The 18676-nt window shown below is 70.2% G+C and carries 16 protein-coding genes; 10 read left to right on the top strand and 6 right to left on the bottom strand.

Annotation, left to right across the window (positions count from 1 at the left end):
* Window positions 1–102 precede the first annotated feature (102 nt).
* Window positions 103–1269, bottom strand: a complete 1167-nt coding sequence (locus ACFQW6_RS19160; protein WP_378549168.1) for an aquaporin — start codon at window positions 1267–1269, stop codon at window positions 103–105.
* A gap of 128 nt (window positions 1270–1397) precedes the next feature.
* On the opposite strand from ACFQW6_RS19160, the gene ACFQW6_RS19155 reads away from it, so the two are divergent.
* From ACFQW6_RS19155 to ACFQW6_RS19145, 3 genes are all read left to right on the top strand, one after another.
* Window positions 1398–3611 (top strand): NADP-dependent isocitrate dehydrogenase, encoded by a 2214-nt coding sequence (locus tag ACFQW6_RS19155; RefSeq protein WP_378549165.1) that lies wholly within the window; start codon window positions 1398–1400, stop codon window positions 3609–3611.
* Between the two features lie 72 nt (window positions 3612–3683).
* Window positions 3684–4919: an MFS transporter gene (locus ACFQW6_RS19150; RefSeq protein WP_378549162.1), complete on the top strand. Its 1236-nt coding sequence runs from the start codon at window positions 3684–3686 to the stop codon at window positions 4917–4919.
* 217 nt (window positions 4920–5136) lie between these two features.
* A complete protein-coding gene (locus ACFQW6_RS19145; RefSeq protein ID WP_378549159.1) occupies window positions 5137–5295 on the top strand; it encodes a hypothetical protein in 159 nt (52 codons plus the stop codon).
* Between the two features lie 89 nt (window positions 5296–5384).
* Here ACFQW6_RS19145 and trpS read toward each other — a convergent pair whose 3' ends face one another.
* A complete protein-coding gene (trpS, locus tag ACFQW6_RS19140; RefSeq protein ID WP_378549199.1) occupies window positions 5385–6449 on the bottom strand; it encodes a tryptophan--tRNA ligase in 1065 nt (354 codons plus the stop codon).
* A 51-nt stretch (window positions 6450–6500) separates the two neighbouring features.
* On the opposite strand from trpS, the gene ACFQW6_RS19135 reads away from it, so the two are divergent.
* The 3 genes from ACFQW6_RS19135 (at window position 6501) to ACFQW6_RS19125 (ending at window position 9302) form a co-directional block, all read left to right on the top strand.
* Window positions 6501–7010 (top strand): 2'-5' RNA ligase family protein, encoded by a 510-nt coding sequence (locus ACFQW6_RS19135; RefSeq protein ID WP_378549156.1) that lies wholly within the window; start codon window positions 6501–6503, stop codon window positions 7008–7010.
* A 3-nt stretch (window positions 7011–7013) separates the two neighbouring features.
* A complete protein-coding gene (locus ACFQW6_RS19130) occupies window positions 7014–8060 on the top strand; it encodes a YihY/virulence factor BrkB family protein (protein ID WP_378549153.1) in 1047 nt (348 codons plus the stop codon).
* A 300-nt stretch (window positions 8061–8360) separates the two neighbouring features.
* Window positions 8361–9302 carry a hypothetical protein gene (locus ACFQW6_RS19125; RefSeq protein WP_378549151.1) on the top strand — a complete coding sequence of 314 codons (942 nt, stop codon included), beginning with the start codon at window positions 8361–8363 and terminating at the stop codon, window positions 9300–9302.
* A gap of 163 nt (window positions 9303–9465) precedes the next feature.
* Here the strand turns inward: ACFQW6_RS19125 and ACFQW6_RS19120 are convergent, their stop codons facing one another.
* From ACFQW6_RS19120 to ACFQW6_RS19110, 3 genes are read right to left on the bottom strand one after another with little or no spacing between them, the layout of a single operon-like run.
* Window positions 9466–10209, bottom strand: a complete 744-nt coding sequence (locus tag ACFQW6_RS19120; RefSeq protein ID WP_378549148.1) for a succinate dehydrogenase/fumarate reductase iron-sulfur subunit — start codon at window positions 10207–10209, stop codon at window positions 9466–9468.
* Window positions 10206–12227 (bottom strand): fumarate reductase/succinate dehydrogenase flavoprotein subunit, encoded by a 2022-nt coding sequence (locus tag ACFQW6_RS19115; protein WP_378549196.1) that lies wholly within the window; start codon window positions 12225–12227, stop codon window positions 10206–10208. Before ACFQW6_RS19115 ends, ACFQW6_RS19120 begins: the two co-directional genes overlap by 4 nt.
* A 40-nt stretch (window positions 12228–12267) precedes the next feature.
* A complete protein-coding gene (locus tag ACFQW6_RS19110; protein ID WP_378549145.1) occupies window positions 12268–12981 on the bottom strand; it encodes a succinate dehydrogenase cytochrome b subunit in 714 nt (237 codons plus the stop codon).
* A gap of 156 nt (window positions 12982–13137) precedes the next feature.
* Here ACFQW6_RS19110 and ACFQW6_RS19105 point away from each other — a divergent pair, with 156 nt between their 5' ends.
* The 4 genes from ACFQW6_RS19105 to ACFQW6_RS19090 are packed head-to-tail and all read left to right on the top strand — an operon-like array spanning window position 13138 to window position 17354.
* Window positions 13138–13959 carry a hypothetical protein gene (locus ACFQW6_RS19105; protein ID WP_378549142.1) on the top strand — a complete coding sequence of 274 codons (822 nt, stop codon included), beginning with the start codon at window positions 13138–13140 and terminating at the stop codon, window positions 13957–13959.
* 20 nt (window positions 13960–13979) lie between these two features.
* Window positions 13980–15824: a fumarate reductase/succinate dehydrogenase flavoprotein subunit gene (locus tag ACFQW6_RS19100; RefSeq protein ID WP_378549139.1), complete on the top strand. Its 1845-nt coding sequence runs from the start codon at window positions 13980–13982 to the stop codon at window positions 15822–15824.
* Entirely contained in the window at window positions 15824–16600 is a 777-nt protein-coding gene (locus ACFQW6_RS19095; protein ID WP_378549136.1) for a succinate dehydrogenase/fumarate reductase iron-sulfur subunit, read from the top strand. Before ACFQW6_RS19100 ends, ACFQW6_RS19095 begins: the two co-directional genes overlap by 1 nt.
* A 4-nt stretch (window positions 16601–16604) precedes the next feature.
* Window positions 16605–17354 carry a glycoside hydrolase family 16 protein gene (locus ACFQW6_RS19090; protein WP_378549133.1) on the top strand — a complete coding sequence of 250 codons (750 nt, stop codon included), beginning with the start codon at window positions 16605–16607 and terminating at the stop codon, window positions 17352–17354.
* A gap of 1 nt (window position 17355) precedes the next feature.
* Here ACFQW6_RS19090 and ACFQW6_RS19085 read toward each other — a convergent pair whose 3' ends face one another.
* Window positions 17356–18567, bottom strand: a complete 1212-nt coding sequence (locus ACFQW6_RS19085; protein WP_378549130.1) for a hypothetical protein — start codon at window positions 18565–18567, stop codon at window positions 17356–17358.
* Window positions 18568–18676: the final 109 nt, after the last annotated feature.

Below are 18676 nucleotides of genomic sequence, written 5' to 3'. Positions count from 1 at the left end.
TACTGGAGGTCCTCGCTATTCGTCTACGCCTCGACGTTCACAACCTCTGTGGGAATTACAGCTAGCCGAGATCTGGTCGAGGGCTGGTCGAGCGGTCCGGTCTCAGTCGGGGCGCCGCACCTGGGTGCGGCCGTCGTCGTCGCCGTCGGGGTTGCCCCAGTGACCGGGCTGTCCGGGCTGCTGACCTTGCTGCGGACCGGGCTGCTGGGGAGCGCCCCACTGGCCGGGCTGGGACTCAGCGGGCTGCGCCGGTTGTTGCTGCGGGGCCGGCTGGCCCCACTGGCCGGGCTGCTGCGGCGGGGAGGACTGGGGTGCAGCGTAGGTGGGGTCGGGCTGCTGCTGCGGCTGCTGGTAGGGGTCGGGCTGGCCCCACTGCTGCTGCGGGGGAGCGCCCCACGGGGCACCGGGCTGTCCCCAGCTGGCCGGCTGGCCCTGGTTCCACTGGGCCTCGTAGTTGCCCGGCACGAACTGGTCCTTCCTCCCACCGCCGAAGTTGAGGCCCGAGCCGGCCACCGGGGCGGCGCCGTGGCCGAAGAGCACCGGGTAGGTGAGTCCGGCGATCGCGGCGCCGAGCAGCGGAGCGAGCACGAAGAGCCACAGCTGGACGATCGCGTCGGTGCCGGCGAAGACCCCGACGCCGATCGAGCGCGCCGGGTTGACCGAGGTGCCGGTCAGCGGGATCGCGAGGAGGTGGAACATCGCGAGCGAGAGGCCGATCGCGAGCGGGCCGAGCGCGACGTTGACCTCGTTGCGCGCGTCGGTGACCGAGAGGATGACCCACACGAAGACGGCGGTCATCAGCAGCTCGAGCAGCAGGGCGGCCCACCAGGCGAAGCCGGAGCCCTGGTCGCCGAAGAAGTTCTGTCCCATGTTGCCCTCGGCGACGAAGCCCTCGAAGCCGTGGCCGAGGCCGAAGAGCACGGCGCCGGCGAGCAGGGCGCCGAGCAGCTGCGCGGCCATGTAGAGCCCGACCTGGCTCCACGGCAGGCGCCCGCTCAGCACGGCGCCGAGCGTCACGGCGGGGTTGAAGTGACCACCGGAGATGCGACCCACGGCGTAGGCCATCACGAGCACGGTGAGACCGAAGGCCAGGGCCGTCGCGACGAGGTCGCCGCCGCTGTAGACGGCGGCGCCGCAGCCGAAGAAGACGAGCACGAAGGTGCCCAGGACCTCTGCGGTGAACTTCTGTCCGGTGGTCGGTGTGTCTTCGACGGTGTCGCTCATCGCGAGTCCCTCCAGGGTCAGGTGGCCGTACCCCTCGTAGGCCACGCGAAGCCTAGCGGCGTCACAGGAGGGGTGCGAGGGTAGGCGAGTCGCCACCCACCACCGGCGTCAGGTATCTTGACGTCAAGAGTTATGCCCGGATCAGATCGCGATCTACAGGAGCTGTCGTACCCATGGCCAAGATCATCTACACCCACACCGACGAGGCGCCGCTGCTCGCGACGTACTCGTTCCTGCCGATCATCGCCGCCTACGCGAAGACCGCCGGTGTGGACGTCGAGACCCGTGACATCTCGCTGGCCGGCCGCGTGATCGCCCAGTTCCCCGACCGGCTCACCGACGAGCAGCGCCTCGACGACGCGCTGGCCGAGCTCGGCGAGCTGGCGACCCGGCCCGAGGCCAACATCATCAAGCTTCCCAACATCTCCGCCTCCATCCCGCAGCTCAAGGCCACCATCGCCGAGCTGCAGTCGCAGGGCTACGACCTGCCCGACTACCCCGAGAACCCGCAGACCGACGAGGAGCGCGAGACCCGCGCCCGCTACGACAAGGTCAAGGGCTCCGCGGTCAACCCGGTGCTGCGCGAGGGCAACTCCGACCGCCGCGCGCCCGCCTCGGTCAAGAACTACGCGAAGGCCCACCCCCACTCGATGGGCGCCTGGAGCAGCGAGTCCAAGACGTCCGTGGCGACGATGGGCCACGACGACTTCCGCAGCAACGAGCAGTCCGTGGTCCTCCCCGCCGACGACACCCTCGCGATCGTGCACGTGGGTGCCGACGGCCAGGAGACGGTCCTCAAGGAGGGCCTGGAGGTCCTCGAGGGCGAGGTCGTGGACGCGACCTTCATGAGCGCGGCCCGCCTCGACGAGTTCCTCGAGCAGCAGGTGGCCAAGGCCAAGGCCGACGGCGTCCTGTTCTCCGCCCACCTCAAGGCCACGATGATGAAGGTCTCCGACCCGATCATCTTCGGCCACGTCGTGCGCGCCTACTTCGCCGACGTGTTCGCCCAGTACGGCGAGCAGCTCGCCGCCGCCGGTCTGTCCGCGAACGACGGCCTCGGCGCCATCCTCTCGGGCCTCGACAAGGTCGACGGCGGCGCGGAGATCAAGGCCGCCTTCGAGAAGGGCCTGGCCGACGGGCCGTCGCTCGCGATGGTCGACTCCGATCGCGGCATCACCAACCTGCACGTCCCGTCCGATGTCATCATCGACGCCTCGATGCCGGCGATGATCCGCACCTCGGGCCAGATGTGGAACGCGGACGGCGAGCAGCAGGACACCCTCGCCGTCATCCCGGACTCCTCCTACGCCGGCGTCTACCAGGCGGCGATCGACGACTGCCGGACCAACGGCGCGCTCGACCCCTCCACCATGGGCTCCGTGCCCAACGTGGGCCTGATGGCCAAGGCGGCCGAGGAGTACGGCTCCCACGACAAGACCTTCGAGATCCCCGCCGACGGCAAGGTCGAGGTCCGCAACGCCGCCGGTGACGTGCTGATGTCGCACGACGTCGAGGCCGGTGACATCTGGCGCGCCTGCCAGACCAAGGACGCCTCGATCCGCGACTGGGTCAAGCTCGCCGTCACCCGCGCCCGCGCCAGCGGGACGCCCGCCGTCTTCTGGCTCGACGCGACCCGCGCCCACGACGCCAACCTGATCGCCAAGGTGCACCACTACCTGGAGGAGCACGACATCGAGGGCCTGGAGCTGCACGTGATGGCGCCTGCGATGGCGACGACGTACTCCCTCGAGCGGATCCGCCGTGGCGAGGACACCATCTCGGTGACCGGCAACGTGCTGCGCGACTACAACACCGACCTGTTCCCGATCCTCGAGCTCGGCACCAGCGCCAAGATGCTCTCGATCGTCCCGCTGATGAACGGCGGCGGCCTCTTCGAGACCGGCGCCGGCGGCTCGGCGCCCAAGCACGTGCAGCAGCTGGTCAAGGAGAACTACCTCCGCTGGGACAGCCTCGGTGAGTTCTTCGCCCTGGCCGCCTCGCTCGAGCACCTCGCCGGCTACGACGACAACGCGCGCGCCCGGATCCTGGGCGACACGCTCGACAAGGCCACCGAGACGTTCCTCAACGAGGACCGTTCGCCCGGCCGCAGGCTCGGCACGATCGACAACCGCGGCTCGCACTTCTACCTCGCCCTCTACTGGGCCGAGGAGCTCGCGAAGCAGACCGAGGACCCCGACCTCGCCGCTGCGTTCGCCGCGCTCGCGAGCACGCTGCGCGACAAGGAGAAGGTGATCGTCGACGAGCTGCTCGCCGTGCAGGGCGAGCCGGCCGACATCGGCGGCTACTTCCGTCCCGACGCCGAGAGGACCGCCGCGGTGATGCGGCCGTCCGCCACGTTCAACGAGGCCCTCGCCTCGCTGGGCTGAGCACCAGCGACCCACGTCACATCCAGGACCCCCGGGGAATACCTCCCCGGGGGTCCTGTCTTGCAGGAGGTGATGACGACGAGTGCCCCACCGACCGAGCTGACCGTTGAGGACCTCGACGTCCCGTCGGTGAGCGCCCGCCACTTCGGACTGGCGGTGCTCGCGCTCGCGATGGGCGGCTTCGCCATCGGCACCACCGAGTTCGTCACGATGGGGCTGCTGCCGCAGATCGCGAGCGGTGTCGACGTCTCGATCCCGACCGGCGGCCACGTCATCTCGGCGTACGCCGTCGGGGTGGTCGTCGGCGCACCGGTGCTGGCGTTCCTCGGCGCCCGCCTTCCGCGGCGCGGCCTCCTGGTGGCCCTGATGGCGGCCTTCGCCGTCGGCAACGGCCTGAGCGCGCTCGCGACCTCGTACGAGCAGCTGATGGTGGCCCGCTTCGCCGCCGGTCTGCCGCACGGCGCCTACTTCGGCGTCGCCTCGCTGGTGGCGGCGAGCATGGCCCGGCCCTCGCGCAAGGGCCGCGCGGTGTCCCTGGTGATGCTCGGGCTCTCGGTCGCCAACGTGATCGGCGTACCCGCCGCCACGGTGCTCGGCCAGGAGCTGGGATGGCGCGCGGCCTACTGGGCTGCCGGTGGCCTGGCGGTGGTCACCCTCGGCCTCGTTGCGTGGTTCGTGCCGTCGTGCCCCGGCGACCCCGGCGCGAGCGGTCGCCGCGAGCTGTCGGCGTTCCGGGTACCGCAGGTGTGGCTGACACTGCTGGCCGGCGCGGTCGGCTTCGGCGGCATGTTCGCCGTCTACTCCTACATCGCACCCGTCGTCACCGACGTGGCGGGCCTGGGGGAGCGGTCGGTCGCGGTCTTCCTGCTGGCCTTCGGCCTCGGCATGGTCGCCGGCACCGGGCTCGCCGGGGTGATGGCCGACTGGTCGATCTTCCGCTCGCTCATCATCGGTGGCGTCGGCATGGCCGCCACCATGCTCGCCTTCTGGGTCGCCGCCCCGCACGGCTGGGCCGCCCTGCCCGTCGTCTTCCTCATCACGACGCTCGGCTCGGTGCTCGTCGTCAACCTCCAGCTGCGGCTGATGGACGTGGCCGGCGACGCCCAGACCCTGGGCGCCGCGATGAACCACGCGTCGCTCAACATCGCCAACGCCCTCGGCGCGTGGCTCGGCGGAATCGTCATCGCCGCCGGCTGGGGACTTCGCGCCCCGGCCCTCGTCGGCCTCGGCCTCTCGATCGCGGGCGTGGCCATCCTGCTGTTCTCGGCCGCGCTGCACGTGCGCCAGCGGGACGCCGTACCCGCCTGACACGAGCCTGGTCCGGGTCTGGTCCGGGTCTGGTCCGGGTCTGGGCTGCGTCGGACCGAGCCTGATCTGCGCTGCCTTGAGCGCAGAACCGTGCACGCCTTTTCCGCTGATGTTGCGTGGTGTTAACACGGGCGGAACTGTTGCGTAGCCCTGGCTTGTAACGATCCAATCCAGGAAGGGCGGGTCAGCCGCCACAGGATCTCCGGATGGGGGAGTCATGGACGAGGACACGATCGCACGCCAGATGGAGCGCCGCCGCCAGCTCGCCGACCGCAACGTGGGTGCGGTGGTCGAGCTGCTGAGGCGACGCGAGGAGCTGAAGGGCATCTACCCCGCGGCCGACCTGGTCGCGGAGAACGTCGGCTGGGTCGTGTGAGCCGGCCGGCCTGACCCCGGAGCGCCTCGGCAGCGCCCGGTCGACGCCGTACGGGACGGTGTCGTCGAGCACCGAGTGGGTGACCGGGGTCAGGCCCAGCCGTAGACCATGCCCATCGCCGCGCGGACCTCGTCGAGGGTCTCCTCGGCGACCTCGTTGGCCCGGGCGTTGCCGCGGCGGAGGACCTCGTCGAGGAAGCCCGGATCGGCCTCGAGCTCGGCTCGACGGGCGCGCAGCGGGGCCAGCTCGGTGTTGATCGCCTCGGTGAGGCGACCCTTGAGCGCGCCGCCACCGCCGTCGCCGATCTCCTCGGCGACCGCGGCCGGGTCGACGCCCTCGCAGAGGCCGATGAGGGTGAGCAGGTTGGCGACCTCGGGCCTGTTCTCCGGGTCGTAGGTGATGACCCGGTCGCTGTCGGTCTTGGCGCCCTTGAGCTTCTTGGCGGTCTCGTCGGCGCTCATCCGGAGCTCGACGACGTTGCCCTTCGACTTGCTCATCTTGGTGCCGTCGGTGCCGAGGATCAGCGGCGCCTCGGACAGCAGCGCACCCGGCTCGGGGAACACGGGGGCGTACCTGTCGTTGAAGCGGCGCGCGACGACGCGGGTCTGCTCGAGGTGGGGGAGCTGGTCGCGGCCGACGGGGACGACGTTGGCCTTGCAGAACAGGATGTCCGCGGCCTGGTGGACGGGGTAGGTGAGCAGCAGCCCGCCGATCGAGGTGATGCCGGCCGACCTGGCCTCGTCCTTGACGGTGGGGTTGCGCTGCAGCTCGGCCACGCTGACCAGGCTGAGGAAGGGCAGCATGAGCTGGTTGAGCGCGGGCACCGAGGAGTGCGTGAAGATCGTCGCCTTCTCGGGGTCGAGGCCCGCGGCGATGTTGTCGACCAGCAGGTTGCGCACGTTGCCGGCGATGTCGCCGGCGACCTCGCGGTCGGTGATCACCTGGTAGTCCGCGATCAGCTGCCAGATCTCGGCGCCGCTGTCCTGGAGGCGGAGGCGGTTGCGGATCGAGCCGAAGTAGTGGCCGATGTGCAACGCCCCGGTCGGACGGTCCCCGGTCAGCATGCGCAGCGAGGCCGGGTCCTTCGCCATCTGCTCCTCGATGGCGTCGCTGCGAGCCTGTGCGGCGCGGAAGGTGTCACTCACGCGGTCGATCCTTTCACGGGGGCGATCGACGCCGCGATCGGGTTCTGTAGGGTTTCGGAGGTGCCCACCATCGGAGTAGCGATCGCGATTCCCGAGCCCTGGGCGAGCGACCTCCAGGACTACCGGACCAGCGTCGGCGACACGACGGCGACGCAGATCCCCACGCACATCACGCTGGTCCCGCCGACCGAGGTGCCCGGCCCGGACCTCGACGCCGTGTGCGCGCACCTGGCCCGCGCGGCGTCCGCGGTCCCGCCCTTCGACATCCACCTGCGCGGCACCGGCACGTTCCGTCCGGTGTCGCCGGTCGTGTTCGTCACCCTGGCCGAGGGGATCTCGGGCTGCGAGGTGCTCGCGAGCGCCGTACGACAGGGGCCGCTCGAGGTCGAGCTGCACTACCCCTACCACCCGCACGTCACCATCGCCCACCACCTCGACGACCAGACGCTCGACCGGGCGTTCGCGGAGCTCGCGGAGTTCGAGTGCCGCTTCTCCGTCGACGCGTTCAGCCTCTACGTCCACGACGCCGACGCCGGCTGGCGGGCCACCGACCACTTCGCGCTGGGCTGAGCGGTGCCCCTCCTCGACGGCGTGAAGCAGCGCGTGTCCGACCTCAGGGAGCGACGTCCGTTCGTCGACCACCTCGTGCGCGCCCTCGGGCACTACGGACTGGTCAACGGCAGTGCCCTCGCGGCCGCGGTGACCTACTTCGCCTTCCTGTCGTTCTTCCCGATCCTCGCGCTCGCCTTCGCGATCTTCGGCCAGGTCACCAAGGTCTACGAGGACGCCGAGGACACGCTGGTCGACGCGGCCAACTCCGTCCTGCCCGGGCTGGTCGGCGGCGAGAACGGGGTCCCGCTCGAGACCCTGCAGGCAGCCGCTCCGGGGATCTTCAGCGTCGGCATCCTGCTCACGCTGTACGCCGGCCTGGGGTGGCTGTCCGGCATGCGCACCGCTCTGATGACGATCTTCGAGGAGCCCGAGCGCGAGCAGCCCAACTTCATCGTCGGCAAGCTGCGTGACGTGCTCGCGCTGCTGGCGCTCGGCTCGGTGCTCGTGACGAGCGTGGCGGTGTCCGGCGTCGCGACCAAGGTGCTCACCCCGATCATGGAGTGGCTCGACCTCGGTGTGGTCGCGGAGACCTTCTTCTGGGTGCTCGCCCTGTGCCTGGGCCTGGCGGCCAGCACAGTGCTCTTCTTCGCCTTCTTCCGCCTGCTCGCACAACCGAACACCCCCAGCCGGTCGCTGTGGTCCGGCGCGTTCCTGGGTGCTCTCCTGTTCGAGGCCCTCAAGCAGCTCTCCACCTTCCTGCTGAAGGCCACGGCCGAGTCCGAGGCGTTCCAGGCCTTCGGCATCGCGCTCATCCTGATGGTCTGGATCAACTACACCTCCCGCGTCGTCGTCCTCTCCGCAGCCTGGGCCCACACCTCGCCCGAGGCCCGCGCCCTCCGCGACGCGAACCGGGTCGCCGACCAGATGCCCGAGGGACCCCGCATCGACCTCGCCGCGGCAGCGCCCGGCGTACTCTCTTCCCCTCCTGCCTCCTCCCCGAAGGCCGCCTTCGCCGCCGGTGCCGCCTCGATGCTCGGGCTCGTCGCCCTCCTCCGCCGCCGGGGCTGAAGCTCTCGCCTGCGGACGGTGCGCCGGTCCGAGCGGTGCGTGAGGGGCATTCGGTCGACAGGAAGTCCCCCTGGCGCACCGCTACGCACGTTCAACCGGCGTGTCTCAGACCGAGCGGTGAGTGAGGGGCAGTCGCACCTCGCAAAGTCCTCCTGGCGCACCGCTGGGCCCACCGGCTGCACAACGGTGGACGGCTGTCGCGGACCGCAGACCGTCCACAACCGACGCCCGAGCCGCGTCATCCACAGCTCCGACAGCAGGCGCTCGAAGCGTGGGGGTCTCCGGCGGCTGACTTGGGGCATGCGCCCCGTACCGCACCAACTCTGCCAGGGCCCGTTCACGCGTCTACGGGCGCTCGAGCTGGGTCTCACCCGCGACGTCCTGGAAGGGACACGGTTCCGCCGACTTCACCAGGGCGTCTACTGCCATCGCGACCACGAGATGACGTGGGACGACCGGCTGCGTGCTGCCGCGTTGGCGCTGCCCCCGGGCGCTCGCACGACTGGTGCGACACGCCTCCCGCAGCTCGGCCTCGATGTCGGTGAGCGATATCCGTTGCACTTCGTCGTCGACGGAGACCTCCACCTCACGCTCGAAGGCGTGTTCCTGCACCGCACGACGAAGATGCCACCACACCAGGACGACGGGGTGAGCGCTGAGGCCGCCTTCGTGGCGTTCTGCGCCGAAGCGCTGACCATCGATGCGATCGCAGTCGGCTCGGTGCTCCTCCATCGCATGGCACTCGACGTGCAGCGGCTCGAGCAGCTGCTGACGGAGGAGCGATGGCGCCGAGGCGTGCCGGAGACGTCGTACGTGCTGCCGTTCCTCGACGCGCGTTGCCGGTCGCTGCCGGAGGCGGAGCTCCTGACATTCGTCGTCTTTGCCGGCCTGCCGATGCCGGAGGTGAACGAGAAGGTCACGCTTGCGGACGGCACCGTACTGACACCAGACCAACGGTTCCCTGACTACGACCTCGTCCTGGAGTACGAGGGGAGCCACCACCAGGAGGACCGGAGGCAGTACAACGCCGACATCGACCGGTACGCCGCGTACCGCCGCAACCGCGTCCCCTACGAACAAGTCACCAAGGAGCGCCTGCGCTCACCCAAGGCCACGGTTCGGATGGTGCACCGCGCCCTCGTCCGCTGCGGCTACGACGGACCGCCGCCCGACTTCGACGGCTTGTGGCCCATGCTGTTCATGCCGCTCAGGGACGTCGTACGCAACCTTCGCGCTGCGTGATCCGCTGACGAGCGGTGCCGGAGGGGGAGTCCCGGCGGTCCGGATGCCCCTCCCGCACCGCCCGTGGGCGAGCCAACACGAGAAACGCCGACGAGCGGTGCGTGACGGGGATTCCTCGCGGCGAGAATCCCCCTCGCGCACCGCTCGTGCGGCAGTACGTCGCTCAGTGACCGTGCTTGATCGCGGTGCGGAGGTCCTTGTTGAGCTGCGAGATCACGTCGAGCGGGATCTCCTTGGGGCAGGCGGCGGTGCAGGCACCGATGTTGGTGCAGCCACCGAAGCCCTCGTGGTCGTGCTGGGCGACCATGTTGACCACGCGCTCGTCACGCTCGGGCTGGCCCTGGGGGAGGAGGCCGAGGTGGGTGACCTTGGCGCCCATGAACAGCGAGGCGGAGCCGTTGGGGCAGGCCGCGACGCAGGCGCCGCAGCCGATGCAGGTCGCGACGTTGAAGGCGCGGTCGGCGTCGTCCTTGGGGACCGGGACCGAGTGGGCCTCGGGCGCCGAGCCGGTGTTGACCGAGACGTAGCCGCCGGCCTGGATGATCCGGTCGAAGGCGCCGCGGTCGACGACGAGGTCCTTGATGACCGGGAAGGCGTCGGAGCGCCACGGCTCGATCGTGATGGTCTCGCCATCGCTGAACGAGCGCATGTGGAGCTGGCAGGTCGTGGTGACCTCCGGCCCGTGCGCGTCGCCGTTGATCATCAGGCCGCACATGCCGCAGATGCCCTCGCGGCAGTCGGAGTCGAACGCGATCGGGTCCTCGCCCTGGTCGTTGAGCTGCTCGTTGAGCACGTCGAGCATCTCGAGGAACGACATGTCGGGGGAGACGTCGGCCAGCTGGTAGGTGTGCATCGCACCGGTGCTGACGGCGTCGGGCTGACGCCAGATCTTCAGGGTCAGGTTCACTTGTAGCTCCGCTGCTTCATCTCGATGGCCGTGTAGACCAGGTCTTCCTTGTGCAGGACGGGTCGCTCGTCGAGCCCGGCCCACTCCCACGCAGAGACGTAGGCGAACTCGTCGTCGTGCCGCAGCGCCTCGCCGTCCTCGGTCTGGGACTCGCCACGGAAGTGGCCGCCGCAGGACTCGCGCCGGTTGAGCGCGTCGATGCACATCAGCTCGCCGAGCTCGAAGAAGTCGGCCACGCGGCCGGCCTTCTCGAGCGACTGGTTGAGCGACTCGCTGGTGCCGAGCACCTTGACGTTGCGGTAGAAGTCGTCGCGCAGCCCACGGATCAGGTCGATCGCCTTCTTCAGGCCCGTCTCCGTGCGCTCCATGCCGCAGTACTCCCACATGATGTTGCCGAGCTCGCGGTGGTACGAGTCGACGCTGCGGGTGCCGTTGACCGACAGGAAGTGCTTGATCCGGTCCTCGACCGACGTTCGCGCCTCGACGACCGCCGGGTGGTCCTCGCCGATGGCCTCGAACGGGCCGTCGGCGAGGTAGTCGCGGATGGTGTGGGGCAGCACGAAGTAGCCGTCGGCCAGGCCCTGCATCAGCGCCGAGGCGCCGAGGCGGTTGGCGCCGTGGTCGGAGAAGTTGGCCTCACCGGTGACGAACAGGCCGGGGATCGTGGACTGCAGGTCGTAGTCGACCCACAGGCCGCCCATGACGTAGTGGACGGCCGGGTAGATCCGCATCGGCACCGAGTAGGGGTCCTCGCCGGTGATGCGGGCGTACATGTCGAAGAGGTTGCCGTACTTGTTGGCGACGGCGTCGCGGCCGAGGCGGTCGATCGCGTCGGCGAAGTCGAGGTAGACACCGCGGCGTACGCCGTCCACCTCGGGGCCGACGCCGCGGCCCTCGTCGCAGACGTTCTTCGCGGCACGCGAGGCGATGTCGCGGGGGACCAGGTTGCCGAAGGAGGGGTAGATCCGCTCCAGGTAGTAGTCGCGGTCCTCCTCGGCGATCTCGCGCGGGTCCTTGTCGCAGTCGGCCTGGTTCTTCGGCACCCAGATGCGGCCGTCGTTGCGCAGCGACTCCGACATCAGCGTCAGCTTGGACTGGTGGGAGCCCGAGACGGGGATGCAGGTCGGGTGGATCTGCGTGTAGCAGGGGTTCGCCATGTAGGCGCCCTTGCGGTGCGCACGCCAGGCGGCGGTGACGTTGGAGCCCATCGCGTTGGTGGACAGGTAGAACACGTTGCCGTAGCCGCCGGAGGCGAGGACGACCACGTCGGCGAGGTGGGTCTGGACCTCGCCGGTGACCATGTCGCGGGCGATGATGCCGCGGGCCTTGCCGTCAGCGACGATCAGCTCGAGCATCTCGTGGCGGGCGAACATCGACACGGTGCCGGCGGCGATCTGCCGCTCCAGCGCCTGGTAGGCGCCGATCAGCAGCTGCTGGCCCGTCTGGCCGCGGGCGTAGAAGGTGCGCGAGACCTGGACGCCGCCGAAGGAGCGGTTGTCGAGCAGGCCGCCGTACTCCCGGGCGAACGGGACGCCCTGCGCGACGCACTGGTCGATGATGTTGGTGCTGACCTCGGCGAGGCGGTAGACGTTGGACTCCCGCGAGCGGTAGTCGCCGCCCTTCACGGTGTCGTAGAAGAGGCGGTGGACGGAGTCGCCGTCCTCCTTGTAGTTCTTCGCGGCGTTGATGCCGCCCTGCGCGGCGATCGAGTGCGCGCGGCGCGGGGAGTCCTGGTAGCAGAACGTCTTGACGTTGTAGCCGGCCTCGCCGAGCGTGGCGGCCGCCGAGGCGCCGGCCAGGCCCGTGCCGACGATGATGATCGAGAGCTTGCGGCGGTTGGCCGGGTTGACGAGGCGGGCCTCGAACTTCCGGTTCTGCCAGCGGTCCGCGATCGGGCCCGAGGGCGCCTTGGCGTCGACCAGCGGCTCGCCGGGCGTGTAGTAGCCGATGGCGTCGTCGTACTCGCCGTCGAGCACACCCGAGGGCGAGGCCTCCGTCGAGGTGACGGTGTCGGGCATGTCCATGTCGTGGCTGTCGTGGCTCACGTGCGATGACCCCTTACTTGGTGATGATGCCCGCGAGCACGGCGAGCGGGACGAGGGAGAAGCCGACCGAGACGATCAGCGCGGTGACGAAGCCGAAGACCTTGGCGCGCTGGCGCTTGGCCGCGGTGCCGGTCCAGCCGAGCGTCTGAGCGGCGCTCCAGATGCCGTGGTGGAGGTGCGCGCCGAGGGCGAGCATCGCGACGATGTAGATCAGCGTCATCCACCACACGTCGAACGTGTCGACCATCAGGTCGTAGGGGTCGTTGGTCGCGCCGCCCTGCGGGTTGACCTTGCCGATGGTGAAGTTGAGCAGGTGCCAGATCAGGAAGACCAGGATCGTCACGCCGCCCCAGCGCATCATCAGGCTGGCCCGCGTCGCGCCGGTGTCCTTCTTCATGACGTACTTCGTGGTGCGGGCTCGAGCCGCGCGACGCCAGAGCACGACTGCGCAGTAGACGTGCACCACCAGCGACAGGATCAGGCCGAGCCGGATGATCCAGAGCGCGCCCTCGTGCGGCAGCATCGGCTCGCCGAGCACGCGCAGGTGGTGGGCGTACTCGTTGAACGCGTCGTGTCCGGCGAACGCCTTGAGGTTGCCGTACATGTGCGCGAGCACGAAGCCGAGGAAGATGAAGCCGCTGACCGCCATGCCCAGCTTGAGCGCGATGGTGGTGCGCGAGGCCCGCGCGCCCTTCACGAGCCGAGGGGGATTGAGTTGGGTTGCCACCCCGCCACGGTATCGCGGCGTTCAGGCGCACGACGCGCCGAGGCCGTGTGACGTTTTGCTGGGCGCGGTGTCTTCCGCTCAGGCGTGACACAGGTCATAGTCGGGACCGTCGTCCGGGACCGCCTCCCGGATTGCCGGGACCTTCACGGAGGACGCATGGCGACAACCGACCGCGGCGTGACCAGTCCGACCCGCGCGCGCATCGACGCGCGGACGTTGCGCCAGGACCGGTGGTGGCTCTCGCCCCTGACGACGTTCGTCGTGTTCTCGGCGTTCGTCGTCTACGCGACGGTCCGCGCGTTCATGGGCCGCGACTACTACGCCACCCCCTACCTGTCGCCGTTCTACTCCCCGTGCCTGGGCGACTGCGTGGAGGGCGCCTCCGACTTCGGCCAGCCGTTCGCGTGGTGGCCGCTGTCCGCGGCGCTGATCATCCTGATCTTCCCGCTCGGCTTCCGGATGACCTGCTACTACTACCGCAAGGCCTACTACCGGGCGTTCTGGCTGAGCCCGCCCGCCTGCGGCGTCGCCGAGCCCCACGGGTCCTACTCCGGCGAGACGCGGTTCCCGCTCATCCTGCAGAACGTCCACCGCTGGTTCTGGTACGCCGCCGTGCTGGTCGGCCTGGTGCTCACCTTCGACACGGTGCTGGCCTTCCGACCCATGCCGGCGGAGTACGCCGTCGGCGACGGGGAGACCAGCGGCATCCACATGGGCCTCGGCACGCTGCTGATGATCGTCAACATCGTGTTCATCTGGCTCTACACGCTGTCGTGCCACTCGTGCCGCCACCTCGTCGGCGGTCGGCTGCGCCACTTCTCCAAGCACCCGGTCCGCTACCGGCTGTGGACCTGGGCCTCGCGGCTCAACGAGAGCCACGGCACGTGGGCCTGGTACTCGCTGTTCTCGGTCGCGATCGTCGACCTCTACGTCTTCCTGCTCGCCACGGGCACCATCCAGGACGTGAGGTTCTTCTAGTGAGCGACACAAGGCATCCGATGACGGGCAACGAGATGTCCTACTACGCCGAGGGTGGCATGGAGCGTCACCGGTACGACGTCGTGGTGGTCGGCGCCGGCGGGGCGGGCCTGCGGGCCGCGATCGCCGCGCACGAGGCGGGCGCGGAGACCGCGATCGTGTGCAAGTCGCTGCTCGGCAAGGCGCACACGGTGATGGCGGAGGGCGGCATCGCCGCGGCGATGGGCAACCGCTGGCCGGAGGACAACTGGGAGGTCCACTTCCGCGACACCATGCGCGGCGGCAAGATGCTCAACAACTGGCGGATGGCCCAGCTGCACGCGCAGGAGGCGCCGGAGCGGGTGATGGAGCTCGAGGACTGGGGCGCCCTCTTCGACCGGACCGAGGACGGGCTGATCAGCCAGCGCGACTTCGGCGGCCACAGGTACGCCCGCCTCGCCCACGTCGGCGACCGCACCGGTCTCGAGATGATCCGCACCCTGCAGCAGCGCGCGGTGCAGGTCGGGATCGACGTGTTCATGGAGTGCACGATCACCGACCTGCTGCAGTCGCCCGGCGACGAGGACGCCGCGATCTCCGGCGTCCTCGGCTACTGGCGCGAGACCGGCCGGTTCGTGACGATCGAGGCCCCGGCGGTCGTGCTGGCCACCGGCGGGATCGGGAAGTCGTTCAAGGTGACGTCCAACTCCTGGGAGTACACCGGCGACGGCCACGCGCTGGCCCTGCGGGCCGGGGCGTCCCTGATCAACATGGAGTTCGTGCAGTTCCACCCGACCGGGATGGTCTGGCCGCCGTCGGTGAAGGGCCTGCTGGTCACGGAGTCGGTGCGCGGCGACGGCGGCATCCTGCGCAACTCCGAGGGCACGCGGTTCATGTTCGACTACATCCCCGACTACTTCCGGTCCGAGACGGCCGACACGGAGGAGGAGGCGGACCGGTGGTACGACGACAAGAAGAACAACCGGCGCCCACCCGAGCTGCTGCCGCGCGACGAGGTGGCCCGGGCCATCAACTCCGAGATCAAGGCCGGTCGCGGATCACCGCACGGCGGCATCTTCCTCGACATCGCCAGCCGGCGTGACGCGGAGTTCATCCGCAAGCGGCTGCCGTCGATGTACCACCAGTTCAAGGAGCTCGCCGACGTCGACATCACCCAGGAGCCGATGGAGATCGGACCCACCTGCCACTACGTGATGGGCGGCATCGAGGTCGACCCCGACACCGAGCTCAGCGCCGTCACCGGCCTCTACGCCGTCGGCGAGTGCTCGGGTGGGATGCACGGCTCCAACCGGCTGGGGGGCAACAGCCTCTCCGACCTGCTGGTCTTCGGTCGGCGCGCCGGCGAGGCCTCAGCGGCGTACGTCGCCGGCCTCGCGCAACGTCCTGCCGTCACCGACGAGTCGGTCCGGGCCGGTGCGTGGTCGGCCCTGACGCCGTTCCAGGTCGAGGGCGGCGACAACCCCTACACGATCCAGCAGGAGCTCCAGCAGACGATGAACGACCTGGTCGGCATCATCCGCACCGCCGGGGAGCTCGAGCAGGCGTTGGCGCGGATCGAGGAGCTCAAGCAGCGGGCCCAGCAGATGTCGGTGGAGGGCCACCGGCAGTACAACCCCGGCTGGCACCTCGCCCTCGACCTCCGCAACATGCTGATCGTCTCGGAGTCGATCGCCAAGGCGGCGCTCGCCCGGCAGGAGTCCCGCGGGGGCCACACCCGCGACGACTTCCCGAAGCCGGACAACGAGGTGTGGGGGACGAAGAACCTCGTCGTCACCCTGGACGAGGCCGGCACCGGGGTGGACCTCACGGAGAAGCCGCTGCCGGTGATGCCCGACGAGCTCAAGAAGTACTTCGAGGAGTCCTGATGGCCTATGACCTGAAGCTGCGCGTGTGGCGGGGGGACGCCGGGGGCGGTGACCTCACCGACTACACCGTCGAGGTGTCCGAGGGCGAGGTCGTGCTGGACGCCCTGCACCGCCTGCAGGCCACCCAGAGCGGGGACCTGGCGATCCGGTGGAACTGCAAGGCCGGCAAGTGCGGCTCGTGCAGCGCGGAGATCAACGGCCGCCCGCGGCTGATGTGCATGACCAGGCTCTCCGACTTCGAGCCCGAGGAGACGATCACGGTCACGCCGATGCGCACCTTCCCGGTGATCCGCGACCTCGTCACCGACGTGTCGTTCAACTACCGCAAGGCCCGCGAGCTGCCGTACGCCGAGCTGGGCCCCCGCGACGCCGACGGCAAGCGGCGGATGGCGCAGGTCGACGTCGAGCGCGGCCAGGAGTTCCGCAAGTGCATCGAGTGCTTCCTCTGCCAGGACGTCTGCCACGTCGTGCGCGACCACGAGGACAACAAGCAGCACTTCGCCGGACCGCGCTTCTTCATCCGCTACGCCGAGCTCGACATGCACCCGCTCGACACCCACGACCGTCGCGCGCTCGCGCAGGGCGCGGCCGGCCTCGGGATGTGCAACATCACCAAGTGCTGCACCGAGGTGTGCCCGGAGGGCATCCGCATCACGGACAACGCGATCATCCCGATGAAGGAGCGCGTGGTCGACCGCAAGTACGACCCGCTCGTGTGGCTCGGCAACAAGATCGGGATCCGCAACAAGGACGACGAGGGCCGCACGGAGGTCTGAGGCCGTGTTCCGCGACGACTTCGACGGCGACGGTCTCGACCGCTCGGTCTGGCTGCCGCACTACCTTCCGGCGTGGAGCTCACGCGCGGCGACGTTCGCGAGCCACCGGCTCGAGGACGGCCGGCTCGTGCTCGACGTCCCGGTCGACCACCCGGTGTGGTGCCCGGACGACCACGCCCCACCCTTGCGCGTCTCCGGCATCCAGTCGGGCAGCTGGTCGGGACCGGTCGGCAGCACCCGCGGGCAGCAGCGGTTCGCCGACGGCCTGACGGTCAAGGAGGAGCAGCCGCGCTTCGAGGGGTGGCTGCCGGCGTCCGGGCACGTCGAGATCCGGTGCGCGATGGAGCTGTCGCACCGGTCGATGGCCGCCCTCTGGATGGCGGGGTTCGAGGACGACGAGGAGCAGCTGCGCTGCGGCGAGCTGTGCGTCGTCGAGGTCTTCGGCAACGCGCTGCGGCCGGGCTCCGCGGAGGTGGGCGTGGGCATCAAGGCGTTCCGCGACCCGGCCCTCACCCAGGACTTCGCGGCTCCCCGGGTCGACGTCGACGTGTCCGGGTTCCACGCCTACGCCGTCGACTGGGACGCCGACGTCGCCGTGTTCACCCTCGACGGCGAGGAGCTGCGTCGCTGCCCGCGCCCGCCGACGTACCCGCTGCAGCTCATGGTCGCGGTCTTCGACTTCCCGGCCGACTCCACCGGCGACGACCACCATCTCGTGCCGCGGCTGGTCGTCGACCACGTCGCCGGCTGGTAGGTCACCAGCGCGACGTCGGCGAGGTCCGCTGCAGGTAGAGGTTCGAGGCGCGCGCCAGGAGCGGGTGCCGGTCGGCGTGGTGCACGGCCCGCTTGCGCGCCCAGAACGCTCCTGCCCGCAGCTCGCTGGTCAGCACCTCGGCGGGTCCCGGCAGCCGACCTTCCCGCTCGACGAACGCGCGCCGGTAGCGGCGGAAGAGCTGCCCGTGGTCGAGGGCCATGGACACCAGCGCCGCCCGGGTGGCGGCGAGCAGCTCGGCGTCCGTGACGTCGTCGAGGGCGGGGCCGGCGGGTGCGACGTCGCTCGGCACGAGGTCGGACAGGTCGCCGTGGACCGTGAGGTCGCGGCGTACGAGCTCGGCCACCAGCCGCTCGCCGTACGACCGCGCCCACGCGAGGTGCTCCGGCGGCAGCTCCAGCGGCCGGGCGGTCGCGCCGACGAGCCGCGACCGGATGCCGGCCTCGATGACGAACCGGTGCTGGGTGGCGTTGAACGTCCCGCCCACCGCCTCGTTGAGCCGGCGCACCACCTCGAGCTCGGCAGCGCCGAGCGAGGCGTTGCGGACCAGCTGCTGATCGCCGGGCCAGCCGACGGGCAGGTCCGCCGCCGCGGCGAAGCGGGCCAGGAGAGCGGTGCCCGGTGCGCCCCGTGGCGGCACGGTGACCAGCCGGATCCGCTCGACCGGCACCGCCGACGACCAGCTGTCGACCACGCGGAGCAGGTCGTGGCGCCAGTGGAAGGACACGCCCTCGCTCGGCGGCGCGCCCTCCTGTCCCCGCACTGACGCCACGAAGTCCGCCCAGGCGGTGCTGCCCCCGTTGACGATCGTCTGCTGCCAGGCCGACACCACCGTCCGGGCCATGTCGCGCGCACCGATCACGACGTGCACCCGGTGGCCGGCGAGCGCACGCACCAGCCGGCGCGCCTGACGCGGCCGCGCCAGGGACAGCTCCTCCTCGGAGACGACCACGGTCGGACCGTCGTGGGCCGCCACGAGGTCGACCAGCCGGCCCAGCGCCCCGGCGGCCTCGCCACGCTGCTCGCCGCCCACACGTTGGCCGAGCAGGTCGTAGGCCGCGAGACGCTGGGCACGGTGGCCCCCCGGGAAGAGCACCCCCGCGGCGGCGAGCTGCTCCGCCGTGGCCGCGAGGGCGCCCTGGATCGTGGTCGTCCCTGTCTTGTACAGACCCACGTGGAGGAAGACGTCCGGCATGACGACGACGCTAGGAAACGGCGGCGGCCGGCACATGGGGCCGACGTCCCGGCGGGTCGGGAATCTCGGGCAGGCGTGCCGGGACGGTGACCTATCCCATAGCCGGCGC

This window comes from Nocardioides sp. GCM10028917 (assembly GCF_042666175.1).
Lineage (GTDB): Bacteria > Actinomycetota > Actinomycetes > Propionibacteriales > Nocardioidaceae > Nocardioides.
The sequence above is the reverse complement of the archived record's forward strand: the minus strand, read 5'-3'. Positions and strand labels throughout refer to the sequence as shown.

What these genes read in the sequence shown, in the direction of transcription:
- ACFQW6_RS19155 (WP_378549165.1), top strand. Translation starts at nt 1,398, where the DNA reads ATGGCCAAGATCATCTACACCCACACCGACGAGGCGCCGCTGCTCGCG.
- ACFQW6_RS19150 (WP_378549162.1), top strand. Translation starts at nt 3,684, where the DNA reads ATGACGACGAGTGCCCCACCGACCGAGCTGACCGTTGAGGACCTCGAC.
- ACFQW6_RS19145 (WP_378549159.1), top strand. Translation starts at nt 5,137, where the DNA reads ATGGACGAGGACACGATCGCACGCCAGATGGAGCGCCGCCGCCAGCTC.
- ACFQW6_RS19125 (WP_378549151.1), top strand. Translation starts at nt 8,361, where the DNA reads ATGCGCCCCGTACCGCACCAACTCTGCCAGGGCCCGTTCACGCGTCTA.
- ACFQW6_RS19115 (WP_378549196.1), bottom strand. Translation starts at nt 12,227, where the DNA reads ATGCCCGACACCGTCACCTCGACGGAGGCCTCGCCCTCGGGTGTGCTC.
- ACFQW6_RS19105 (WP_378549142.1), top strand. Translation starts at nt 13,138, where the DNA reads ATGGCGACAACCGACCGCGGCGTGACCAGTCCGACCCGCGCGCGCATC.
- ACFQW6_RS19100 (WP_378549139.1), top strand. Translation starts at nt 13,980, where the DNA reads ATGACGGGCAACGAGATGTCCTACTACGCCGAGGGTGGCATGGAGCGT.
- ACFQW6_RS19095 (WP_378549136.1), top strand. Translation starts at nt 15,824, where the DNA reads ATGGCCTATGACCTGAAGCTGCGCGTGTGGCGGGGGGACGCCGGGGGC.
- ACFQW6_RS19085 (WP_378549130.1), bottom strand. Translation starts at nt 18,567, where the DNA reads ATGCCGGACGTCTTCCTCCACGTGGGTCTGTACAAGACAGGGACGACC.